A 17,049-nucleotide genomic window follows, 5' to 3' on the forward strand; every position below is an offset into this window, starting at 1 on the left:
CGAGGGCACCCGGTCAGGAACAGCCCACCTCGTCGCCCCGCACCACCGCGGGCTGCCCGGGCGGCCGGGGCGACTCGGCACGCACCTTGGCGACACCCTTGTAGTCCGCGCCGACGATCACCCTCAGGGTGCCGCCCTGCCCCTTGACCGCGAGCAGCTCGCTGCCGGGCAGCGCGGCGGCCAGCGACTTCGCGGAGCGGTCCCAGCGCGGGTCGTACGCCACGACCGTGCGCCACACCTCCCGGTGCGCCGCGTTCACCGGCAGCCGGGTGGTGCGGAAGCCGGTCGCCGCGAGGGCCGCGTCGGCGCGCCGGCCGAGACCGGCGATGTCCGTGCCGTTCTCCACCTGCACCCGGATCTGCTGCGGCGCCACGTCGACCACCCGGACCGGCGCGCCCTTCGGGCGGGCGGCGGCCAGCGGACGGTCGTCGCGCAGCGCCTGGAAGAGGCGGTCCGCCTTGACCGGATCCCACTTCAGGGTCGAGCCGATGCCCTTCACGGCGTGTCCCATCCGCCCGATCGGGACGGTGGTGAACTCCGACGACGACGGCGAGAAGTTCCGCATCGCCCGGCCCAGGCCCAGCAGCTCGTCCGTGCCGAACCCCTTGTCCGCGCGGACCGACCCGAGCACCGCCCGCGTCACGTCCCGGAACTTCATCGGGTTCAGCAGCACACCGGAGGACGTCGCGTGGTCGATCAGCGCGGCGAGAAAGCGCTGCTGGCGCTGCATCCGGCCGAGGTCGGAGGCGCCGTCGACATGGCGGGCGCGGACGTACTGGAGCGCCTGAGGGCCCTTGAGGGTGTGCGTGCCGGCCGGCAGGTCGAGGCCGGAGTAGCGGTCCTTCAGCGGGCGGGCCGTGCAGATCCTCACCCCGCCGAGGACGTCCACCGTCTTCATGAAGCTGGTGAAGTCGACCTCCAGATAGTGGTCGATCTTCACCTTGGTCATGTGCTCGACCGTGCGCACGGTCAGCTGCGGCCCGCCCTCCGCGTACGCCGCGTTCAGCTTGATCGGATGGCCGCCGTGCCGCTTGCCGGTGGTGCGGGCGGTGTGCGGCGGCAGCTCGGCGTAGGAGTCGCGCGGCAGGCTCACCACGCTCGCCCGCTTCCGGTCCTCCGAGATGTGCACGATCATCATCGTGTCCGTGCAGCGGCAGGACGTCCCGCCCAGCCGGAGCCGGTGCCGGTCGGCCGCGCCGATCTTGTCGCGGCCGTCCGTGCCGACCATCAGCACGTTCATGCCGTGGCCCGCGCGCGGCCGGTTCTTCATGTCGCGGAAGGCGTCGACGCGGGCGATGTCCCCTTCCAGGCTGGTGATCACCGCGTGGCCGATCCCGGCGGAGGCCAGGACCACCACCGACAGGGTCGTCACCGCCCGCATGGCCCAGCGCGGCCGTTTCCTCCGGACGGGCGGACGCGGCGCGCGGCGCGAGGGCTGCGGGCGACGCTCGGGCCGGCTCGGGGACCGAGGCGGTGCGGGCAAGGGACACCTCCGGACGACGGCCGTACGCGGGAGCCGTGAGCACCGTAGGCCCATACGATCTGCGGCCCGGTGCAGCGTCACCGGCGGGGCGCACCGGTGTCCCCCGTTCGCGGTAACGTGAGGCCCCTATGAACGCGAAGCCCGACGTGCAGCTCCCCGCCGTGTCCGTGATCATGCCCGTCCTCAACGAGGAGCGGCATCTGCGCGGCGCCGTCCACGCGATCCTCGCCCAGGAGTACGCCGGCGAGATGGAGGTCGTGATCGCCCTCGGTCCGTCCACGGACCGCACGGACGAGATCGCCGCCGAGCTGGTGCGCGAGGACCCGCGGGTGCACACCGTGCCGAACCCGACCGGTCGCACCCCCGCCGCGCTCAACGCCGCGATCAAGGCCTCCCGGCACCCGATCGTGGTCCGCGTCGACGGCCACGGCATGCTCTCGCCGAACTACATCGCCACCGCCGTGCGGCTCCTGGAGGAGACCGGCGCGCAGAACGTCGGCGGCATCATGCACGCCGAGGGCGAGAACGACTGGGAGAAGGCGGTCGCCGCCGCCATGACCTCGAAGATCGGCGTCGGCAACGCCGCCTTCCACACCGGCGGCCAGGCCGGCCCCGCTGAGACCGTCTACCTCGGTGTCTTCCGCCGTGAGGCGCTGGAGCAGCAGGGCGGCTACAACGAGGAGTTCATCCGCGCCCAGGACTGGGAGCTGAACTTCCGCATCCGCGAGGCGGGCGGCCTGATCTGGTTCTCGCCCGAGCTGAAGGTGTCGTACCGGCCCCGGCCGAGCGTGAAGGCCCTCGCCAAGCAGTACAAGGACTACGGCCGCTGGCGGCACGTTGTCGCCCGCTACCACTCCGGCTCGATCAACCTGCGCTACCTCGCCCCGCCCGCCGCGGTCTGCGCGATCGCCGCGGGCCTCGTGGTGGGCGCGGCGGTCACCCCGTGGGGCTTCGTGATCCCCGGCGGCTACCTCGCGGCGATCGTCGCCGGGTCGGTCCCCGCGGGCAAGGGGCTGCCGCTGAAGGCCCGGCTCCAGATCCCGGTCGCCCTCGCCACCATGCACATGTCGTGGGGCTTCGGCTTCCTGACCAGCCCGAAGTCGCTGGCCAGGAAGGTCATCGCGGCGCGGCGGCCGGCGGTGCGGGCCACCGACAGCACGGTCGGCTGAGCGAGCCCGCCCCGGAGGGTTTTTCCGGTGACCCGGGCTACTCCCAGGTGTAGTTCGGGTTCACTTCCATGCACGCGGAGTCGTCCGAGGCGTTGAGGGCGTTCGCCGAGTCCGGCGTCTTGTCCTGCTTCTTCGGCGCCTCGTACGCCGTCCCCTCGCGCCAGTCCGCGCCGACGATCAGGGTGACGCCGGAGACGTCCGTGGACTTCTTCACCGCGCTCAGCGGGATGCCGAGGGCCTTGGCGACCCGCTGGGCGTCGCCCTCCAGGTCGGTGCTCGGGAAGCGGATCACCGTCGTCTTCTCGACGGGCAGCACCGAGGAGTCGGCCACGGCCTGCGTGAAGCCCTCGCCGGCCAGGATCCCGGCCACCGCACTGGCCCGGCCGGGAGCCGCCCCCAGGGTGTCCGTGCGGGTGCCGTTGCGGACCTGCACGGCGATCTCGCCGTCGGGCGCCGCCGGATCCGACGACTCCGTCTCCTTCTTCGGCTTCTTCTTCTTGTCCTTGCCGTCGAGTGCGATGTCCTCGCGAATCATGCGGAACAGCGTCTCGGCGTCCTCGGTGGGCTCCACCCGGTAGCCGACCAGCCGGTTCGGCATGGTCGTCATGGTGATGCGGTCGGTGGGGACCTTCTTCAGCTCGTTGGCCAGGCTGTACATCTTCTTGATGTCGCCCAGGCCCTCGTCGACCGTGATCGCGTCCGTCGCGGCCTCGGCGAGCTTGCGCAGCTTGTTCGGGTTGCTGAGGGTGGCGTTGGCGCGCAGCTCGCGGACCATCGAGTTCATGTACATGTGCTGGGCCCGGGCGCGGTAGAGGTCGGTGTTGTCACCGAAGCCGTACCGGGTGCGCAGCCACTGCAGGGCCTGCTCGCCCTTGACCTTGGTGGTGCCCTCCTCCAGCTTCAGCCCGGAGCCGCGGCCCTGGCTGTCGCGCGAGTGGATGTTGGCGTCCACACAGACCGGGACGCCGCCGATGGCGTCCGCCATCGACACCACGCCCGCGAAGTCGATCATCATGAAGTGGTCGATGTGGATGCCGGTCAGCTCGGTCCAGGTCGCCACCGTGCAGCCCGGGCCGCCCCGGCCCAGGCTCTCGTTGGTGGGCCGCGGAACGGCGCTCGCGGGATAGACCTTCCCGTCCGGGGTGGTGCACTTGGGGAGGTGCACCAGGGTGTCGCGCGGCATGCTGACCACCGACATGTTGGTGCGGTCCGCCGACAGGTGCAGCAGCATCTGGACGTCCGCGAGCGGGGTCCCGCCGAAGGTGTCCCTGGCGCCGCCGAGCTTCTGGTTCTCCTTGCTGTCCCGGGCGTCCGAGCCGATGAGGAGGATGTTCAGCGGGGTCTGGCCCGCCGCGTTGGGCGTCGGCGCGGCGACCTTGCTGTCGCCGAGGTTGAGCTTGTCCTTCTTGATGTTGCCGTTCAGGTGCTGGTAGTAGAGGTAGCCCGCTCCCGCGGTGCCGACTATGAGCACCGCCAGCACCGTCGCCGACCAGCGCAGCACCCGGCGTCTGCGCCGCGGTCCGGTGCCGCGGCGGCCCCCGCGCCGCCGGCCACCGCCACCGCCGCCTCCGCCGTGCCTGCCGCGGTCTTGCGCCGGTTCCGCGCCGCCGGCCGGTTCCCCGTCCTGCGAGGCCTCGTCCCGCGCCGTGAGGGACATCGTGTCCTCCACCGCGGGCACGTCCTCCCGCACACTGCTCTGCGCCACTTCGCCTGCCCTCCCCACCCTGCGCCTGACACGGGTCCGCCCCGCGTCAAGTCAGACGCACGAGGGACCCGTGGGGTTACCCCCCAATTTCACCGCCCGCCGGGCCAGGGCCTGTCGTTCGGATCATCCCGGCGTCGCGGGCCCTGGCACGCGCATCTGCCGCGTTGTCGTCACTCGCCGAATCCCCCACGCTCGGCTGCGCTCGCGCGGGGGCACCCCCGGGCCCGGCCTTCAACCGGGCTGATCCGAACGACACCCCCTAGCTGGCGCACTGGACCTTGTCCGCGGTGGACTTGTCCACGTCCGGGGCCTTCCTCGGAGCGGTGAGCGACACTCCCGCGCCCTTGAAGTCCTTGCCCAGCGTCAGCGTCATCGTGGGCAGGCCCTGGGAGTTGGTCACGCTCTCGCCCGGCTTCATCGCCGAACCGGACAGGCCCATGATGTCGGCCAGCCGGCGGGCCTGGTCGGCCTGCTCGGGCGCGTACTCGAGCGTGGTCTTGCTCAGCACGGTGTCCGCGTTGCCCGCGTTCTCGGACTTGGTGACGCCCTCGTCGTTCTGCAGCCACAGCAGCGTCTCGGACGCGCTGCCGGACGGGGCGCCGCCGTTGAGGACCCGCACCCGGACCTCGGACGCGTCGGCCTTGGGGCCCTTGAGCCGGGCGGCGACCTCCGCCTTCTCCTTGGCCTTCTTCTCCTTGACGGCGGTGAAGGAGACGTCGTTCGCGATCGCGTCGAACACCTCCTGCGCCTGCGTGGGGTGCGGTACGACGGTGGCCTTGACGGTCTCGGCCGGGTTGTCGACCACCGGGACCGTGGTGAACGTCAGGTTCTTGACGTTGAGCTTGCCCAGCTCCAGGCCGAGGTCCTTCAGCTTGCCGATGCTGTCCAGATCATCGTCGACGGTGAGCGCCTTGGTGCCAGCCTCCGCCAGCTTGATCATCTTGGACGGGTTGGTGAGCGTGTCGTTGGACTTCAGCTTGCGCATCAGCGCGCTCAGGAACTGCTGCTGGAGGTTGATCCGGCTCAGGTCGCCGCCGTTGCCCACGGAGTGCCGGGTGCGCACGAAGGCCAGCGCCTGCTCGCCCTCGATGACGTGCTTGCCCTTGGTCAGGTTGAGCTTGGAGTCCTCGTCGTTGATGTCCTTGGCCAGGCACACCTCGACGCCGCCGACCGCCGTGGTCAGCGTCTTGACCGCGTTGAAGTCGGCGACCATGAAGTTGTCCGGCTTGATCCCGGTCAGCTCGGTCACCGTGCGCATGGTGCAGCTCGGCGTACGGCCGCTCTGGCCCAGGCTGGTGTTGAAGCGGACGCCCTGCTCGCCGGGGATGACCTTCTGGCTGCCGTCCTCCTGCGTGGTCGGGCAGTCCGGGATGTCCACGATCAGGTCGCGCGGGATGCTCAGCGCGGTCGCGTTCGAGCGGTCCTTGGAGACGTGCAGCAGGATCGTGGTGTCGGCGTGTCCGGGGCTGCCGTGGTCGCCGTAGGACTCGTTGCCCGCGCCGGTGCGCTTGTCCGTGCCGATCAGCAGGATGTTGATGGCCTGGTCCTTCTGGAAGCCACCGGTGCTCGCGCCGTCGTCCGGGATGGACTCGATGTTGCCGTTGAGGTGCTCCAGGTACAGGTAACCGGCACCCGCGCCGGCGACCAGCAGGAACGCCATGGTGCCGCCGGTCCACAGCAGGATCTTCCCGGCGCGCTTCTTCTTCGCCGGGCGCCTGCCGCGCCGGCCCGCGTCCGGCTCGGGCGCGGCGCCGCGTCCTCTGCGCGGCCCGGAGACCTCGCGGCTGCCCCGGCCCTCGCGGCTGCCCCGGCCCTCGCGGCCGTCGCGGCCCCCCCGCGCGTCCCGGCCGTCCCGGCCGCCGTCACGGCCCGCGCGGGCGTCCCGCTCGCCGCCCGGGGCGGGGCGGGGTTCGCGGCGCTCACGGCCCGGGGCGGCGGTGCGGCCCCGGGATGCGCCCCTGCGCGGGCCCGGGACCGCCGACTGCGGTGCGGAAGGGGTCAGTCGCAGTTCGTATTCGCCGGTGTTCGGATTGAGTACCCACTGGTCTGCGGGGTCGATGTGCTCCGCCCGCCCACGGCCTTGCGCGTCCACGGTTGCCTGAATCCTCCGTCGGGGCCACGCGGCGCCTTCCCCCTCCGAGGCGCTCGGGTCTCGTACATACAGTGCGCGACCCCTGGACGGACTGGTGGCCGTGGAGCCGGGTGCACCGGATCGCTCACACTATCCGCCCAGTTCAGCGTCAAGCGACGGCGGTGACAAATTCCACGTCCCTACAACTGGGCAATCCGGCGCATTTCCTTGAAGTGAGGTTCGCCGTCTTGGTGCCGGCTTGGTGCACGCTTTACCGGCAGTCGTCGTCGGCCGCCGTGTTCCCTCGGAAGGTCGGCGCCGGGGAGACGCGGGCCGCGGGCTCCTGGGAGCCGTTGCCGCGCCCGGAATCCGGCGTCACCTCCACGGGGCGGTCCGTGCGCAGCCGCTCGAACAGGCGCTCCGCCTCCGGCTCCACGAGCTGGTCCCGGTTGGCGTTGTAGACGTACGACTCTCTCGGAACCGTCAGGAACTGCACACGTTCCGTGGGAATGTCGCGCAGCCCGCGGACGAGTTCGTACAAATTGCGCAGACTGGCCAGCCCCGGGTCGGTGGTGAGGGCGGAGGTCGCCGCGTCGAGCACGGGGTAGAGCTTCGCCGGGTTCAGCAGGACGTCATTGCTGCGCACCTTGTTGACCAGGGCGGCGAGGAAGCGCTGCTGGCGGTCCATGCGGTCGGTGTCGCTGCCGTCGCCGAGGGATTTGCGGGCGCGGACGTAGCCGAGGGCCTGTTCGCCGTTGAGGATCACCGTCCCGGCGGGGAGGCGGAGTTTGGCGGCTTTGTCGTGAATGGCCTTCTTGAGGCAGATCTGTACGCCGTCGACAGCGTCGACCATCCTCTTGAACCCGGTGAAGTCGACGACGACGTGATGGTCGATGCGAATCCCGGTCAGCTGCTCCAGGGTCCGGATGGCGCAGGCCGAACCGCCGGTCTCGAACGCGTAGTTGACCATCGCGAACATCGGCTCCGCGCGGGTGCCGTCCCGGCGCAGACAGGCGGGGACGTCGACCATCAGATCGCGGGGTATGGAGACGGCGGTGGCACTGCGGCGGCCCGCGGCCAGATGCAGCAGGATCATGGTGTCCGAGCGCGCGGTGCCCCGGTCCCGCCCGTAGCGGCCGTTGCCCGCGCCCGCACGCGAGTCCGAACCGATGAGCAGGATGTTCCGCGCGCCTTTGGCCAGCGCGGTGGGCCGCTCCTTCTCGTAGCGGGCGAGTTCGGCCGCCGCCGCCTCGTCGGGCGTGATGTTCCCGTCGAGCTTGGCGTAGAGGGCCGAGGCGGTTCCCACGGCCACCGCCACGACGGCGGTGACGCCCAGGGTCCCGACGCGTATCCAGCGCCTCCTGCGCCGGCGTATCAGCCCGATGCCGGAAGCCGACACCCCGAGGCCCGGCCCGAGGGCCCGCCCGGTGCGCCCGGTCGGCGTGCCTGCGGTGTCGCTCACGACTGTGTCCACCCCTCATGGCGTACGAGCGTGACGTCCTGCACTGCTCCTACGACGATGGCGTGGATGGGGTGCGGGTGGGGGGTGGGGGTGGGCTGAACGGGTGAAGGGCGGGAGGGGGGTGGGGTGGCGTAGGGGTGGGTGCGGCGCGGTGCCGTGCGCCGCGCCGCAGTGCCGATCGCCCTACGCCGCAGTGCCGATCGCCCTACCGGGACACGGCCGTCACCCGCTCGCTCTCGATCCGCTTGGCCAGGGCCTCCTCGCCCAGCCGGTCCAGGTTCCGGCACAGCACCACGGACCCCCCGGACGCCAGCGGCGCGAACAGGCCCGCGCTCAGCCCCTCCCAGGTGTCGTACGGCAGCGCGGCGAGGATCCGCGAACCGGGGCCGATCAGTCCCAGCCCGGGCGCGTCCGCGCGGGCCCGCTCCACGACCTCGGCGCCGGTGAACTCCGCCCCGGCCACGATCAGCGCCGGCGCCTCCGGGTCGACCGGCGCGTACGGCGTGAACCGGTCCCCGTGGCTCGGCACGTCGACGGCGTAGTCGGCGTACCCGGCGGGCGGCGAGGGGATGAAGCGCCGCCCCAGCGGCTCCAGCGACAGCGCGTAACGGTCCCCGTCGCAGGCCAGCCCCGCGTCGAACCGGCCGGGGCCGGCCACGACGTGGTCCGCCCGCGCCGGATCGCCCTCCACGTCCGCGATCACGCCCACCGACGCGCACGCCAGCAGCCACACCGCCGTCTGCCAGTGCGCGGGCAGCAGCAGCGCGACCCGGTCGCCGGGTTCGGCGGACCACTCGTCCTGGAGGAGGTTCGCGGTCTTGGCCACCCAATTGGCGAAGGTGGCGACGGACAGTTCGACGCGCTCGCCGGTGGCGTCGTCGTAGAAGGTCACCAGGGGCCGCGCGGGGTCCGCGGCCAGTGCGGAACGCAGCAGGTCGGCAGGGGTGCGATCGGTGGCAGTCACCCGCGCAAGCGTACGCGGGCGCCCGGCCGGGCATCGAGTGGCTGCACCACCGGATCGGGCGAACCGCGGCCCCGTCGCCCGTGAGAAGGCGTCAATTCCCGGATGGACAGAGTTGTCTGACTATGTCCAGGATCGGGAGCATGCATGGATTCCTTGCTTGCTCCATAAGCGTCACCTGCGCGGCCGCCCTGGCCCTCCCGCTGACCCTGCCCGCGGCACCGGCGACAGCGAGACCGGGTGTGGCCGAGGAAGCCCAGTCGCCGGGGATCCCGGGCAGCACCCAGTCGCTGCCCCTCGTCCCGCTCACCGACGACCGCTCCCTCGGCTCCGCCACCGTCCAGGGCCTGCCGCGCCGTGACGTACGGCACTTCTCGATGGTCGGCGTCGTCTGGGACGACCCGGACGCCGAACTGCACGGCCAGGTCGAGGTCCGGACCCGCACCGCCTCCACCGGCACCTGGTCCGACTGGCAGGACGTCGAGACCCACAACGCCGACCATGCGGCCGACCTCGGCACCGAGGAGCGCGCCTCCGGCCGGGTCCGCGGCGCCACCGCCCCGCTGTGGGTGGGGGAGTCGGACGGTGTGGAGGTACGGGTCCGGGCCGTACCGGCGGAGGCCGCGCACGCGCCCTCGCAAGGGCAGGAGCAGGGGCAGGGGGTGGTGGAGGAGGAGCCGGCGTACGACACGTCGTCATCGCAGGACGGTGACCGCGGGCTTGCCTCCCGGGCCGCCCTTCCGGCCGGGCTCCGCCTCGAACTCATCGACCCCGGCGGCTCCGACGACACCCCCACCCAGGGCGCCCCCGCCGCGTCCTCCCGCCTGGGCACGCTGACCCCCGAGACCGTCGCCGCCTCCGAACCCAACGCCGTGCTCGCCCCGCTCGGCGCCACCGAGATCCCGGCGCTCGACCGGGGGGCGACCGAGCGGGAGCTGTCGACGCTGTCGGCCCTGGGCGCCGCGGAACTGACGGCGGACCAGCGGGCGAAGCCGAAGATCGGGCCGCGTCCGGCCATCGTCACCCGCCGTGGCTGGGGCGCGGACGAGTCGCTGCGCGAGAAGACGTTCATCTACACCAAGAAGGTGAAGGCGGCCTTCGTGCACCACTCCGCCACCGGCAACGGCTACACCTGTTCCCAGGCACCCTCCGTCATTCGCGGTATCTACCGCTACCACGTGAAGAGCATGGGCTGGCGGGACATCGGCTACAACTTCGTCGTCGACAAGTGCGGAAACATCTACGAGGGCCGGGCGGGGGGTGTGGCGAAGCCCGTCATGGGCGCGCACACTCTCGGTTTCAACAGCAACAGCATGGGGATCGCCGTGCTCGGCACGTTCAGCTCGGCCAAGCCCACCAAGGCCACGGTGAAGGCGCTGGGCCGGCTGACGGCGTGGAAGCTGGGTCTGCACGGGGCCAATCCGCGTGGCAAGACGTATCTGAAGTCCGGCGGTGGCAATCTCTACGCAAAAGGTAAGAACGTACGACTGAATGTAATCTCCGGGCACCGCGACGGGTTTCCCACGGAATGCCCGGGGCGGAAGCTCTACGGCAAGCTCGGCTCGGTGCGCGGCTACGCGGCCTACTACCAGGGACGCGAATAGCCGGCGGCGGGGCGGCGAGGGGGGCGGGGGAATGAGGACGCTGCGCGACGCCGCACGCCGTCGGAGCTGCCGGACGACGGTCTGCATACACTGGCCGGCCGAAAGACAGTTCGGCCGGTCCCGGCAGGAAGCAGAGACGACAGGTGACAGAAGCGATCCTCCTGGTCGGCGGCAAGGGCACCCGGCTGCGCCCGCTCACGGTGCACACGCCCAAGCCCATGGTCAGGGCGGCGGGGGTGCCGTTCCTCACGCACCAGCTGGCGCGGGCGAGGGCGGCGGGGGTCGAGCACATCGTGCTCGCGACGTCCTATCTGGCGGAGGTCTTCGAGCCGTACTTCGGTGACGGCTCGTCGCTGGGGCTGCACATCGAGTACGTCACGGAGGAGGAGCCGCTCGGCACGGGCGGTGCGATCCGCAACGTGGCGTCGCGGCTGCACTCGGGGCCGGACGAACCGGTCCTGGTCTTCAACGGGGACATCCTGACGGGGCTGGACATCCGGGCGCTGGTGCGGACGCACGAGACCACCGGCGCGGATGTCTCGCTGCATCTGACGAAGGTGACGGACCCCAGGGCGTACGGGCTGGTTCCGACCGACGAGACCGGGCGGGTGCAGGCCTTCCTGGAGAAGCCGCAGACTCCCGAGGAGATCGTCACCGACCAGATCAACGCGGGGGCGTACGTCTTCCGCCGGTCGGTGATCGACACGATTCCGCAGGGGCGGCCGGTGTCGGTGGAACGCGAGACCTTCCCCGACCTGCTGTCGGCCGGAGCCCACCTCCAGGGCATGGTCGACTCCACCTACTGGCTGGACCTGGGCACGCCCGCGGCGTTCGTCCGCGGCTCGGCGGACCTCGTCCTCGGCCGCGCGCCGTCGCCGGCGGTGCCGGGGCGCTGCGGGGACCGGCTGATCCTGCCCACGGCGAGAGTGGCGCCGGACGCGAAGCTCGCGGGCGGCACGGTGGTGGGCGAGGGCGCGTTCGTGGCGGAGGGCGCGCGGGTCTTCGGCTCGACGATCCTGCCCGGCGCGGTCATCGAGCCCGGCGCCGTCATCACCGACTCCCTCATCGGCACCCGCGCCCGCGTGGGCGAACGCTCCATCCTCAGCGGCACCGTCATCGGCGACGGCGCCGTCATCGGAGCCGACAACGAACTCCGCGACGGCATGCGAGTGTGGTGCGACGCCCGGATTCCGGCGGGGGCGGTGCGCTTCTCCTCCGACCAGTAGGCCGGAGCGGGCGGGGTGCCTGCGGCGGCGTGCGGTGGCCTGCGGCGGCCTGGCGGGGATGCTGCGGCGGTCTGCGGCGGCGTGGCGGGGTGCCTGCGGCGGCGTGCGGTGGCCTGGCGGGGGTGCCTGCGGCGGCCTGCGCGGGTGGGGCGGTGGCCGCTCCCCACGTAGCTGCGGGCAGTCGTGCCGCTGGGGCGGCACGGGTGGGCGCTGGGGGTACCCCCTGCTCGAAGAGCTTGGGGGAGGCGCCCCGTTCCGCCGGGCTGCGCTCCCCACCCCCGGCCGGCCACAACCGCGGGGCCCGGTTACAGCTGCCCGATGTCCCACACCGGCATCTTCGGAGTCCTCCGCGGCGGCACCCTCCCGCTGAGCAGGATCAGGCGGGCAGCCCGGTGCCGCTGACCCGCGTACGGCTCCAGCAGCCGCAGCATCTCCGCGTCGTCCGCATCCCGGTCCCCGGCCAGCGCCCACCCGACGATCCCCGGCAGATGCACGTCCCCGACGGTCACCTCGTCCGCCGCCCCATGGCTGCGCTGCACCGTCTCCGCGGAGGTCCACGGCCCGATACCGGGTACGACCTCCAGCCGCGCCCGCGCCGCCACCGGATCCATCCGCACGGCTTCCTCCAGCCGCGCCGCGACCCGTACGGCCCGCAGGATCGTGGACGCCCGCTTGTTGTCGACCCCGGCCCGGTGCCACTCCCAGGAGGGGATCAGCGCCCAGGTCCGGGGCTCCGGCATCACGGCCATCCCCTCGGGCGCGGGCCCGGGCGCGGGCTCGCCGAACTTGCGGACGAGCAACCGCCACGCCCGGTAGGCCTCGTCGGTGGTGACCTTCTGCTCCAGGATCGACGGGATCAGGGACTCCATCACCAGCCCTGTACGGGTCAGCCGCAGCCCGGGCCGCCGATGCCGGGTGAGCGCCACCAGCCGGTGCCGTGGCGTGAACGCCGACGGATCGTCCGCCGCGCCCAGCAGGTCCGGCAACCGGTCGAGCAGCCACTCGGCGCCCGGCCCCCACGCCTCACCGCGTACCTCCGCGCCGCGCGCGGTCACCCGCAGGGTCCCGGGGCCCTGCGGGGTCCGGCTGGTCCGCCAGAAGGAGCCGTCCCGGGCCGCCCGGAACGTGGGGTCGCCGGGGCCGCGCCGCAGCGGCCCCAGGACCAGCCCGAGATCCAGCGGGCCGTCCGGCACGTAGGCCCGCACCCGCCCGGGCCCGGCCGACGGCCGCGGCACGCCTCGGGACGCCGGGACGTGCCCGCCGCGCACGGGGGTCCCTCCCACGCCCTTGAGGCTGTGGGGGAGTGTGGGTCGGGGAGCGAAGCGTCCAGCCACGGGTGAGGTCCTTAAGGGGAGAAGACCCTACGAGCCTACGGTCACCGCACCTCGATGAAGGCCGCCGCGTCCCGTTCAGGGCGAGGTCTCGGCTCCTCCGCGGGGTGGCCGACCGCCACGGCACCCATCGGATCCCAGTCCTCCGGCAGCCGCAGTACGTCACGGACGACGTCCCGGCAGAACATCGTCGACGACACCCACGCCGAGCCGAGCCGCTCCCCGGCCAGGGCGACGAGGAAGTTCTGCACACCCGCCCCGGCGGCGACGACGAACATCTCCCGCTCCGCCCCGTCGCGCCGCGCGTCCCCGTAGGTGTGCGAGCCGTCCATGACGAGGCACGGCACGACGAGATACGGCGCGTTGCGCAGCACGTCCCCGCGCCGCACCCGCTTGGCGATGGACTCCTCGCTCTTGCCGTCCCGGCGCAGATCCGCGATCCACGCCTCTCGCATCGCGTCCAGCAGCCGGGTGCGAGACTCCGCGGACTCCAGCAGGACGAACCGCCAGGGCGTGGTGTGGTGCGGCGCGGGCGCCGTCACCGCGGCGGCCACGGCGCGGCGTACCGCCCCCGGGTCGACGGGCTGGTCCGTGAAGGAGCGGACCGTACGCCGCTGGGTGACCGCCTCGCGGACCGCCTCCGACGTGCCGAGGCGGAACATGTCGTCGCGCGCGCCGCGCACCAGGGCCCGGGCGCCCCCGTCGTCGTCCTCGGGGCCGGTCACCGTGTGCGGCAGGCCGCGCACCACCGCGACGGGCCGCCCGGCCGCCTTGCCCTTGACCAGGTCACCGGCGGCGGCCAGCTCGTCGGCGGTGGCGACGACGGTGGCGCTGAGCGGATTGCCGTACGCGTCCGTGCCGCCGCGCAGATCGTCCAGCACCCGCACGCCCGCGGCGCCGATCGCGACGTCCGTGAGGCCCGAGCGCCAGGGCCGCCCGAAGGTGTCGGTGATCACGACGCCGACGGTGACGCCGAGGATCTCGCGCAGCCCGGCGCGGATCGCGCGGGCGGAGGCGTCCGGGTCCTCGGGCAGCAGGAGCACGGTGCCGGCGGGGGTGTTCGAGGCGTCGACCCCGGCGGCGGCCATCACCAGGCCCTGCCGGTTCTCCACGATGCGCAGCGTGCCGCGCCGGGCCACCACGCGGACGGTCTCCGCGTCGATCGCGGCCTCGCGGTCCGCCGCCTCGACGATCCGTCCCTCCGCCTTGGACACGATCTTGGAGGTGACCAGGACGATGTCCCCGTCGGCCAGCCCCGGTTCGGCCGCCGCGATCAGCTTGGCGATGTCGTCGCCTGGCCCGACCTCGGGGATGCCGGGCACGGCCCAGACGCGGTAGGACGGGGCGTTGCCGGGCGGGACGCCGGGAGCGCGGGGAGCGGCGGGCCGGTCGGCGGGCTCGGTGGTCACGCCCCCCGCACCTCCTCCGCCAGGGCCAGCGCCTCCCGGGCCATCCGCGCGGTCGCCTCGATGTCGGTCATCATCAGCGGGACCGCCTTGCAGCGGATCCCGGCGGCCTCCACGCGCGCGACGGAGCCCGCGTCGACGGTGTCGACCAGCCAGCCGTCGAGCAGCCCGGAGCCGTAGTGCTCGGCGACCGCGGCGGCCGTGGACTCGACGCCGACCGCGGCCAGCACCTTGTCGGCCATGCCGCGCACCGGCGCGTCGCCGACGATGGGGGAGAGGCCCACCACCGGCACCCCGGCGTCGGCGATGGCCTCGCGGATGCCGGGCACGGCGAGGATGGTGCCGACCGACACGACGGGGTTGGACGGCGGGAAGAGGATGACGTCGGCCTCGGCGATCGCCTCCAGGACGCCGGGCGCCGGCTTGGCCTGCTCGGCGCCGACGGGCACGATCGCCTCCGCGGGGACGGAGGCGCGCAGCCGCACCCAGTACTCCTGGAAGTGGATCGCCTTGCGCTCGCCGTCCAGCTCGACGGCGACATGGGTCTCCACGCGGTCGTCGGTCATGGGGATCAGGCGCACGCCGGGCTGCCAGCGGTCGCACAGCGCCTCGGTCACCGCGCTGAGCGGATATCCGGCGCCGATCATCTGGGTCCGCACGATGTGCGTGGCGAAGTCCCGGTCGCCCAGCCCGAACCACTCGGGGCCGACGCCGTACGCCGCCAGCTCCTCTTTCAGATGGAAGGTCTCGTCGGCCCTGCCCCAGCCCTGCTCCTCGTTGATACCGCCGCCGAGCGTGTACATCACCGTGTCGAGGTCCGGGCAGACCTTCAGCCCGAAGAGGTGGATGTCGTCCCCGGTGTTGCCGATGACGGTGATGTCCGCTTCCGGCACGGCCCGCTTCAGACCGCGCAGGAACCGGGCACCGCCGATACCGCCTGCCAGAACCACAATGCGCATGGGGCAAGTCTGTCAGGCGGGTCTGACAACGTGTCGGCGAGTCGGGGCGAGCCGGGCCGCGACGGACGCGTTCAGGCCACCGGCGTGGCCGCCGCGCAGCGGGCCGTGCCGTGCATCGGCATCTCGGTGAGGCCCGGGTAGTAGACGTGCAGGCTGACGGCGGGCTCCAGGGCGTCGTTGACGACCTCGTGCGCGTAACCGGGGGCGAACACGCGCTGCGCCCCGGCCGCCAGCACCCGCGTGCCGCCCGGGGTGTGCTCGGTCAGCGTGCCGTCCAGCACGGTCAGCACTCCGGAGGACGGGCCGTGGTCGTGCAGCCCGCTGCCCTGCCCGGGCACCCAGGACAGCAGCCAGACCTCGTAGCCGGGCCCGGTGCGCAGCCGGTGGTACCAGCGGGTGGTGGCGTCGTAGCGCACCAGGGGTTCCCACTGGGCGCGGTCGGCGGCGATGGCGCGGGCCAGGCCGACGAACTCGGCGACGGTGGCCGGGTGCTCTCGCCGGGCCTGGAGCAGGTGCGGTACTTCGAGGATGTCGCCGGCGATCTGGAGGTCGCTGTCGCTGTTCATGGGTGCGGTGGTTCCTTGGCGGAAGGAGCGAACAGAGGGTGGCCCCGTGGGCGGGGGCGAAGGTGGAAACGCGGCGGCCTGGGCCGTGAGAAGAGGGGCCTGGCCGGAGGCTGGAGCGAGGGAAGGCTCAACAGCAGGGACAGCAACAGCTACAGCGAGCCCGGGCAGCACCGTGGGACCCGGCGGTGCGGGTCGAGGTGAGTGCCAAGTTCGCGAGCATGCCCACAAGGACAGCGGTTCACACCTCCACTGTCAACTCGATGCCCGGTATGTGGGACCCGGTTCACCTCTTCCGGGCCATCTGGCAGATGAAAGGTTTGTGCATGGGGTCGCCGGGACACATGGCGCACAACCGGGCGCGCAAGCGCCGTTGCGATCCCGTGATCCGACTGTGATCCGGTTCGCTTCGGCGGGCGTGTCGGAACGGGATCGAACACGCGGGCGTCTTCCTCCGTACAGGACCGTGCGGGGCCGGCGACCCTCCCGGGCCCCGTCCCTGTGTCAAGGTTTATGCCGATTTGAACACTTTCCGCATGGCCTTGGTTCCGCAGAGTGAATAAGGGGCCCAATAGCAGATCTCGGCTTGACTCGCCCGGAGCAGCACACTTGTAATTTCACTCGTGTCGTTCAGCCGAGATCGGTAACGGCTACATCACGGGGACGCGGAAAGAACAGACGAGGGGCGCACATGACCGAGCTGGTGCAGCAACTGCTGGTCGACGACGCGGACGAGGAACTCGGCTGGCAGGAGCGCGCGCTGTGCGCCCAGACCGACCCCGAGTCCTTCTTTCCCGAGAAGGGCGGCTCCACCCGCGAGGCCAAGAAGGTCTGCCTCGCCTGCGAGGTCCGCTCCGAGTGCCTCGAGTACGCCCTCGCCAACGACGAGCGGTTCGGCATCTGGGGCGGCCTGTCCGAGCGTGAGCGCCGCCGGCTGAAGAAGGCCGCCGTCTGACCCCACGGCCCCGCGCCACCAGCGGACAGAAGGGGCGAACGGCCCGTCGCGGCTGGGTTGTCCACAGGCGGCGGGCCGTCGTCATGCCCAGCCGATAGTGTGGTCGCTCGTCCGAGACGCCCCGCTGCCCCCTCGGGGCACAGGCGTCCACCGC

Annotated in this window: 13 protein-coding genes; 4 read left to right on the top strand and 9 right to left on the bottom strand. The window is 72.4% G+C overall.

Annotated elements, in window-relative coordinates:
- Positions 1 to 13: 13 nt before the first annotated feature.
- Entirely contained in the window at positions 14 to 1,537 is a 1,524-nt protein-coding gene (locus ACIG0D_RS10350) for an LCP family protein (protein WP_399798112.1), read from the bottom strand.
- A gap of 74 nt (positions 1,538 to 1,611) precedes the next feature.
- Here ACIG0D_RS10350 and ACIG0D_RS10355 point away from each other — a divergent pair, with 74 nt between their 5' ends.
- The gene (locus ACIG0D_RS10355; RefSeq protein WP_399798114.1) at positions 1,612 to 2,652 is read left to right on the top strand and encodes a glycosyltransferase family 2 protein; all 1,041 of its coding nucleotides are present in this window, start codon (positions 1,612 to 1,614) and stop codon (positions 2,650 to 2,652) included.
- A 37-nt stretch (positions 2,653 to 2,689) separates the two neighbouring features.
- On the opposite strand, the gene ACIG0D_RS10360 is transcribed toward ACIG0D_RS10355, so the two are convergent.
- From ACIG0D_RS10360 to ACIG0D_RS10375, 4 genes are all read right to left on the bottom strand, one after another.
- A complete protein-coding gene (locus tag ACIG0D_RS10360; RefSeq protein ID WP_399798215.1) occupies positions 2,690 to 4,309 on the bottom strand; it encodes an LCP family protein in 1,620 nt (539 codons plus the stop codon).
- Positions 4,310 to 4,616: 307 nt separating this feature from the next.
- Positions 4,617 to 6,449, bottom strand: coding sequence for an LCP family protein (locus ACIG0D_RS10365; protein ID WP_399798117.1), 1,833 nt, complete (start codon positions 6,447 to 6,449; stop codon positions 4,617 to 4,619).
- A 250-nt stretch (positions 6,450 to 6,699) separates the two neighbouring features.
- Positions 6,700 to 7,890, bottom strand: coding sequence for an LCP family protein (locus ACIG0D_RS10370; RefSeq protein ID WP_399798120.1), 1,191 nt, complete (start codon positions 7,888 to 7,890; stop codon positions 6,700 to 6,702).
- Between the two features lie 205 nt (positions 7,891 to 8,095).
- Entirely contained in the window at positions 8,096 to 8,854 is a 759-nt protein-coding gene (locus ACIG0D_RS10375; RefSeq protein WP_399798123.1) for a TIGR03089 family protein, read from the bottom strand.
- Between the two features lie 140 nt (positions 8,855 to 8,994).
- Here ACIG0D_RS10375 and ACIG0D_RS10380 point away from each other — a divergent pair, with 140 nt between their 5' ends.
- Both ACIG0D_RS10380 and ACIG0D_RS10385 read left to right on the top strand, forming a co-directional pair.
- Positions 8,995 to 10,455: a peptidoglycan recognition protein gene (locus tag ACIG0D_RS10380; protein ID WP_399798125.1), complete on the top strand. Its 1,461-nt coding sequence runs from the start codon at positions 8,995 to 8,997 to the stop codon at positions 10,453 to 10,455.
- A gap of 143 nt (positions 10,456 to 10,598) precedes the next feature.
- The gene (locus ACIG0D_RS10385) at positions 10,599 to 11,681 is read left to right on the top strand and encodes a sugar phosphate nucleotidyltransferase (protein ID WP_399798128.1); all 1,083 of its coding nucleotides are present in this window, start codon (positions 10,599 to 10,601) and stop codon (positions 11,679 to 11,681) included.
- 305 nt (positions 11,682 to 11,986) lie between these two features.
- On the opposite strand, the gene ACIG0D_RS10390 is transcribed toward ACIG0D_RS10385, so the two are convergent.
- The 4 genes from ACIG0D_RS10390 to ACIG0D_RS10405 form a co-directional block, all read right to left on the bottom strand.
- Entirely contained in the window at positions 11,987 to 13,015 is a 1,029-nt protein-coding gene (locus ACIG0D_RS10390) for a DNA-3-methyladenine glycosylase family protein (RefSeq protein WP_399798130.1), read from the bottom strand.
- Between the two features lie 41 nt (positions 13,016 to 13,056).
- Positions 13,057 to 14,421, bottom strand: a complete 1,365-nt coding sequence (locus ACIG0D_RS10395) for a coenzyme F420-0:L-glutamate ligase (protein ID WP_399798133.1) — start codon at positions 14,419 to 14,421, stop codon at positions 13,057 to 13,059.
- On the bottom strand, positions 14,418 to 15,377 hold the full coding sequence (gene cofD / locus ACIG0D_RS10400) for a 2-phospho-L-lactate transferase (protein WP_399798135.1): 960 nt from the start codon (positions 15,375 to 15,377) through the stop codon (positions 14,418 to 14,420). Before cofD ends, ACIG0D_RS10395 begins: the two co-directional genes overlap by 4 nt.
- Positions 15,378 to 15,448: 71 nt before the next feature.
- The gene (locus ACIG0D_RS10405; RefSeq protein WP_365766711.1) at positions 15,449 to 15,943 is read right to left on the bottom strand and encodes a cysteine dioxygenase family protein; all 495 of its coding nucleotides are present in this window, start codon (positions 15,941 to 15,943) and stop codon (positions 15,449 to 15,451) included.
- Between the two features lie 688 nt (positions 15,944 to 16,631).
- Between ACIG0D_RS10405 and ACIG0D_RS10410 the strand changes: the two genes are divergently transcribed.
- A complete protein-coding gene (locus tag ACIG0D_RS10410; protein WP_003975777.1) occupies positions 16,632 to 16,895 on the top strand; it encodes a WhiB family transcriptional regulator in 264 nt (87 codons plus the stop codon).
- Positions 16,896 to 17,049: the final 154 nt, after the last annotated feature.

The organism is Streptomyces sp. NPDC052773 (assembly GCF_044547145.1).
Lineage (GTDB): Bacteria > Actinomycetota > Actinomycetes > Streptomycetales > Streptomycetaceae > Streptomyces.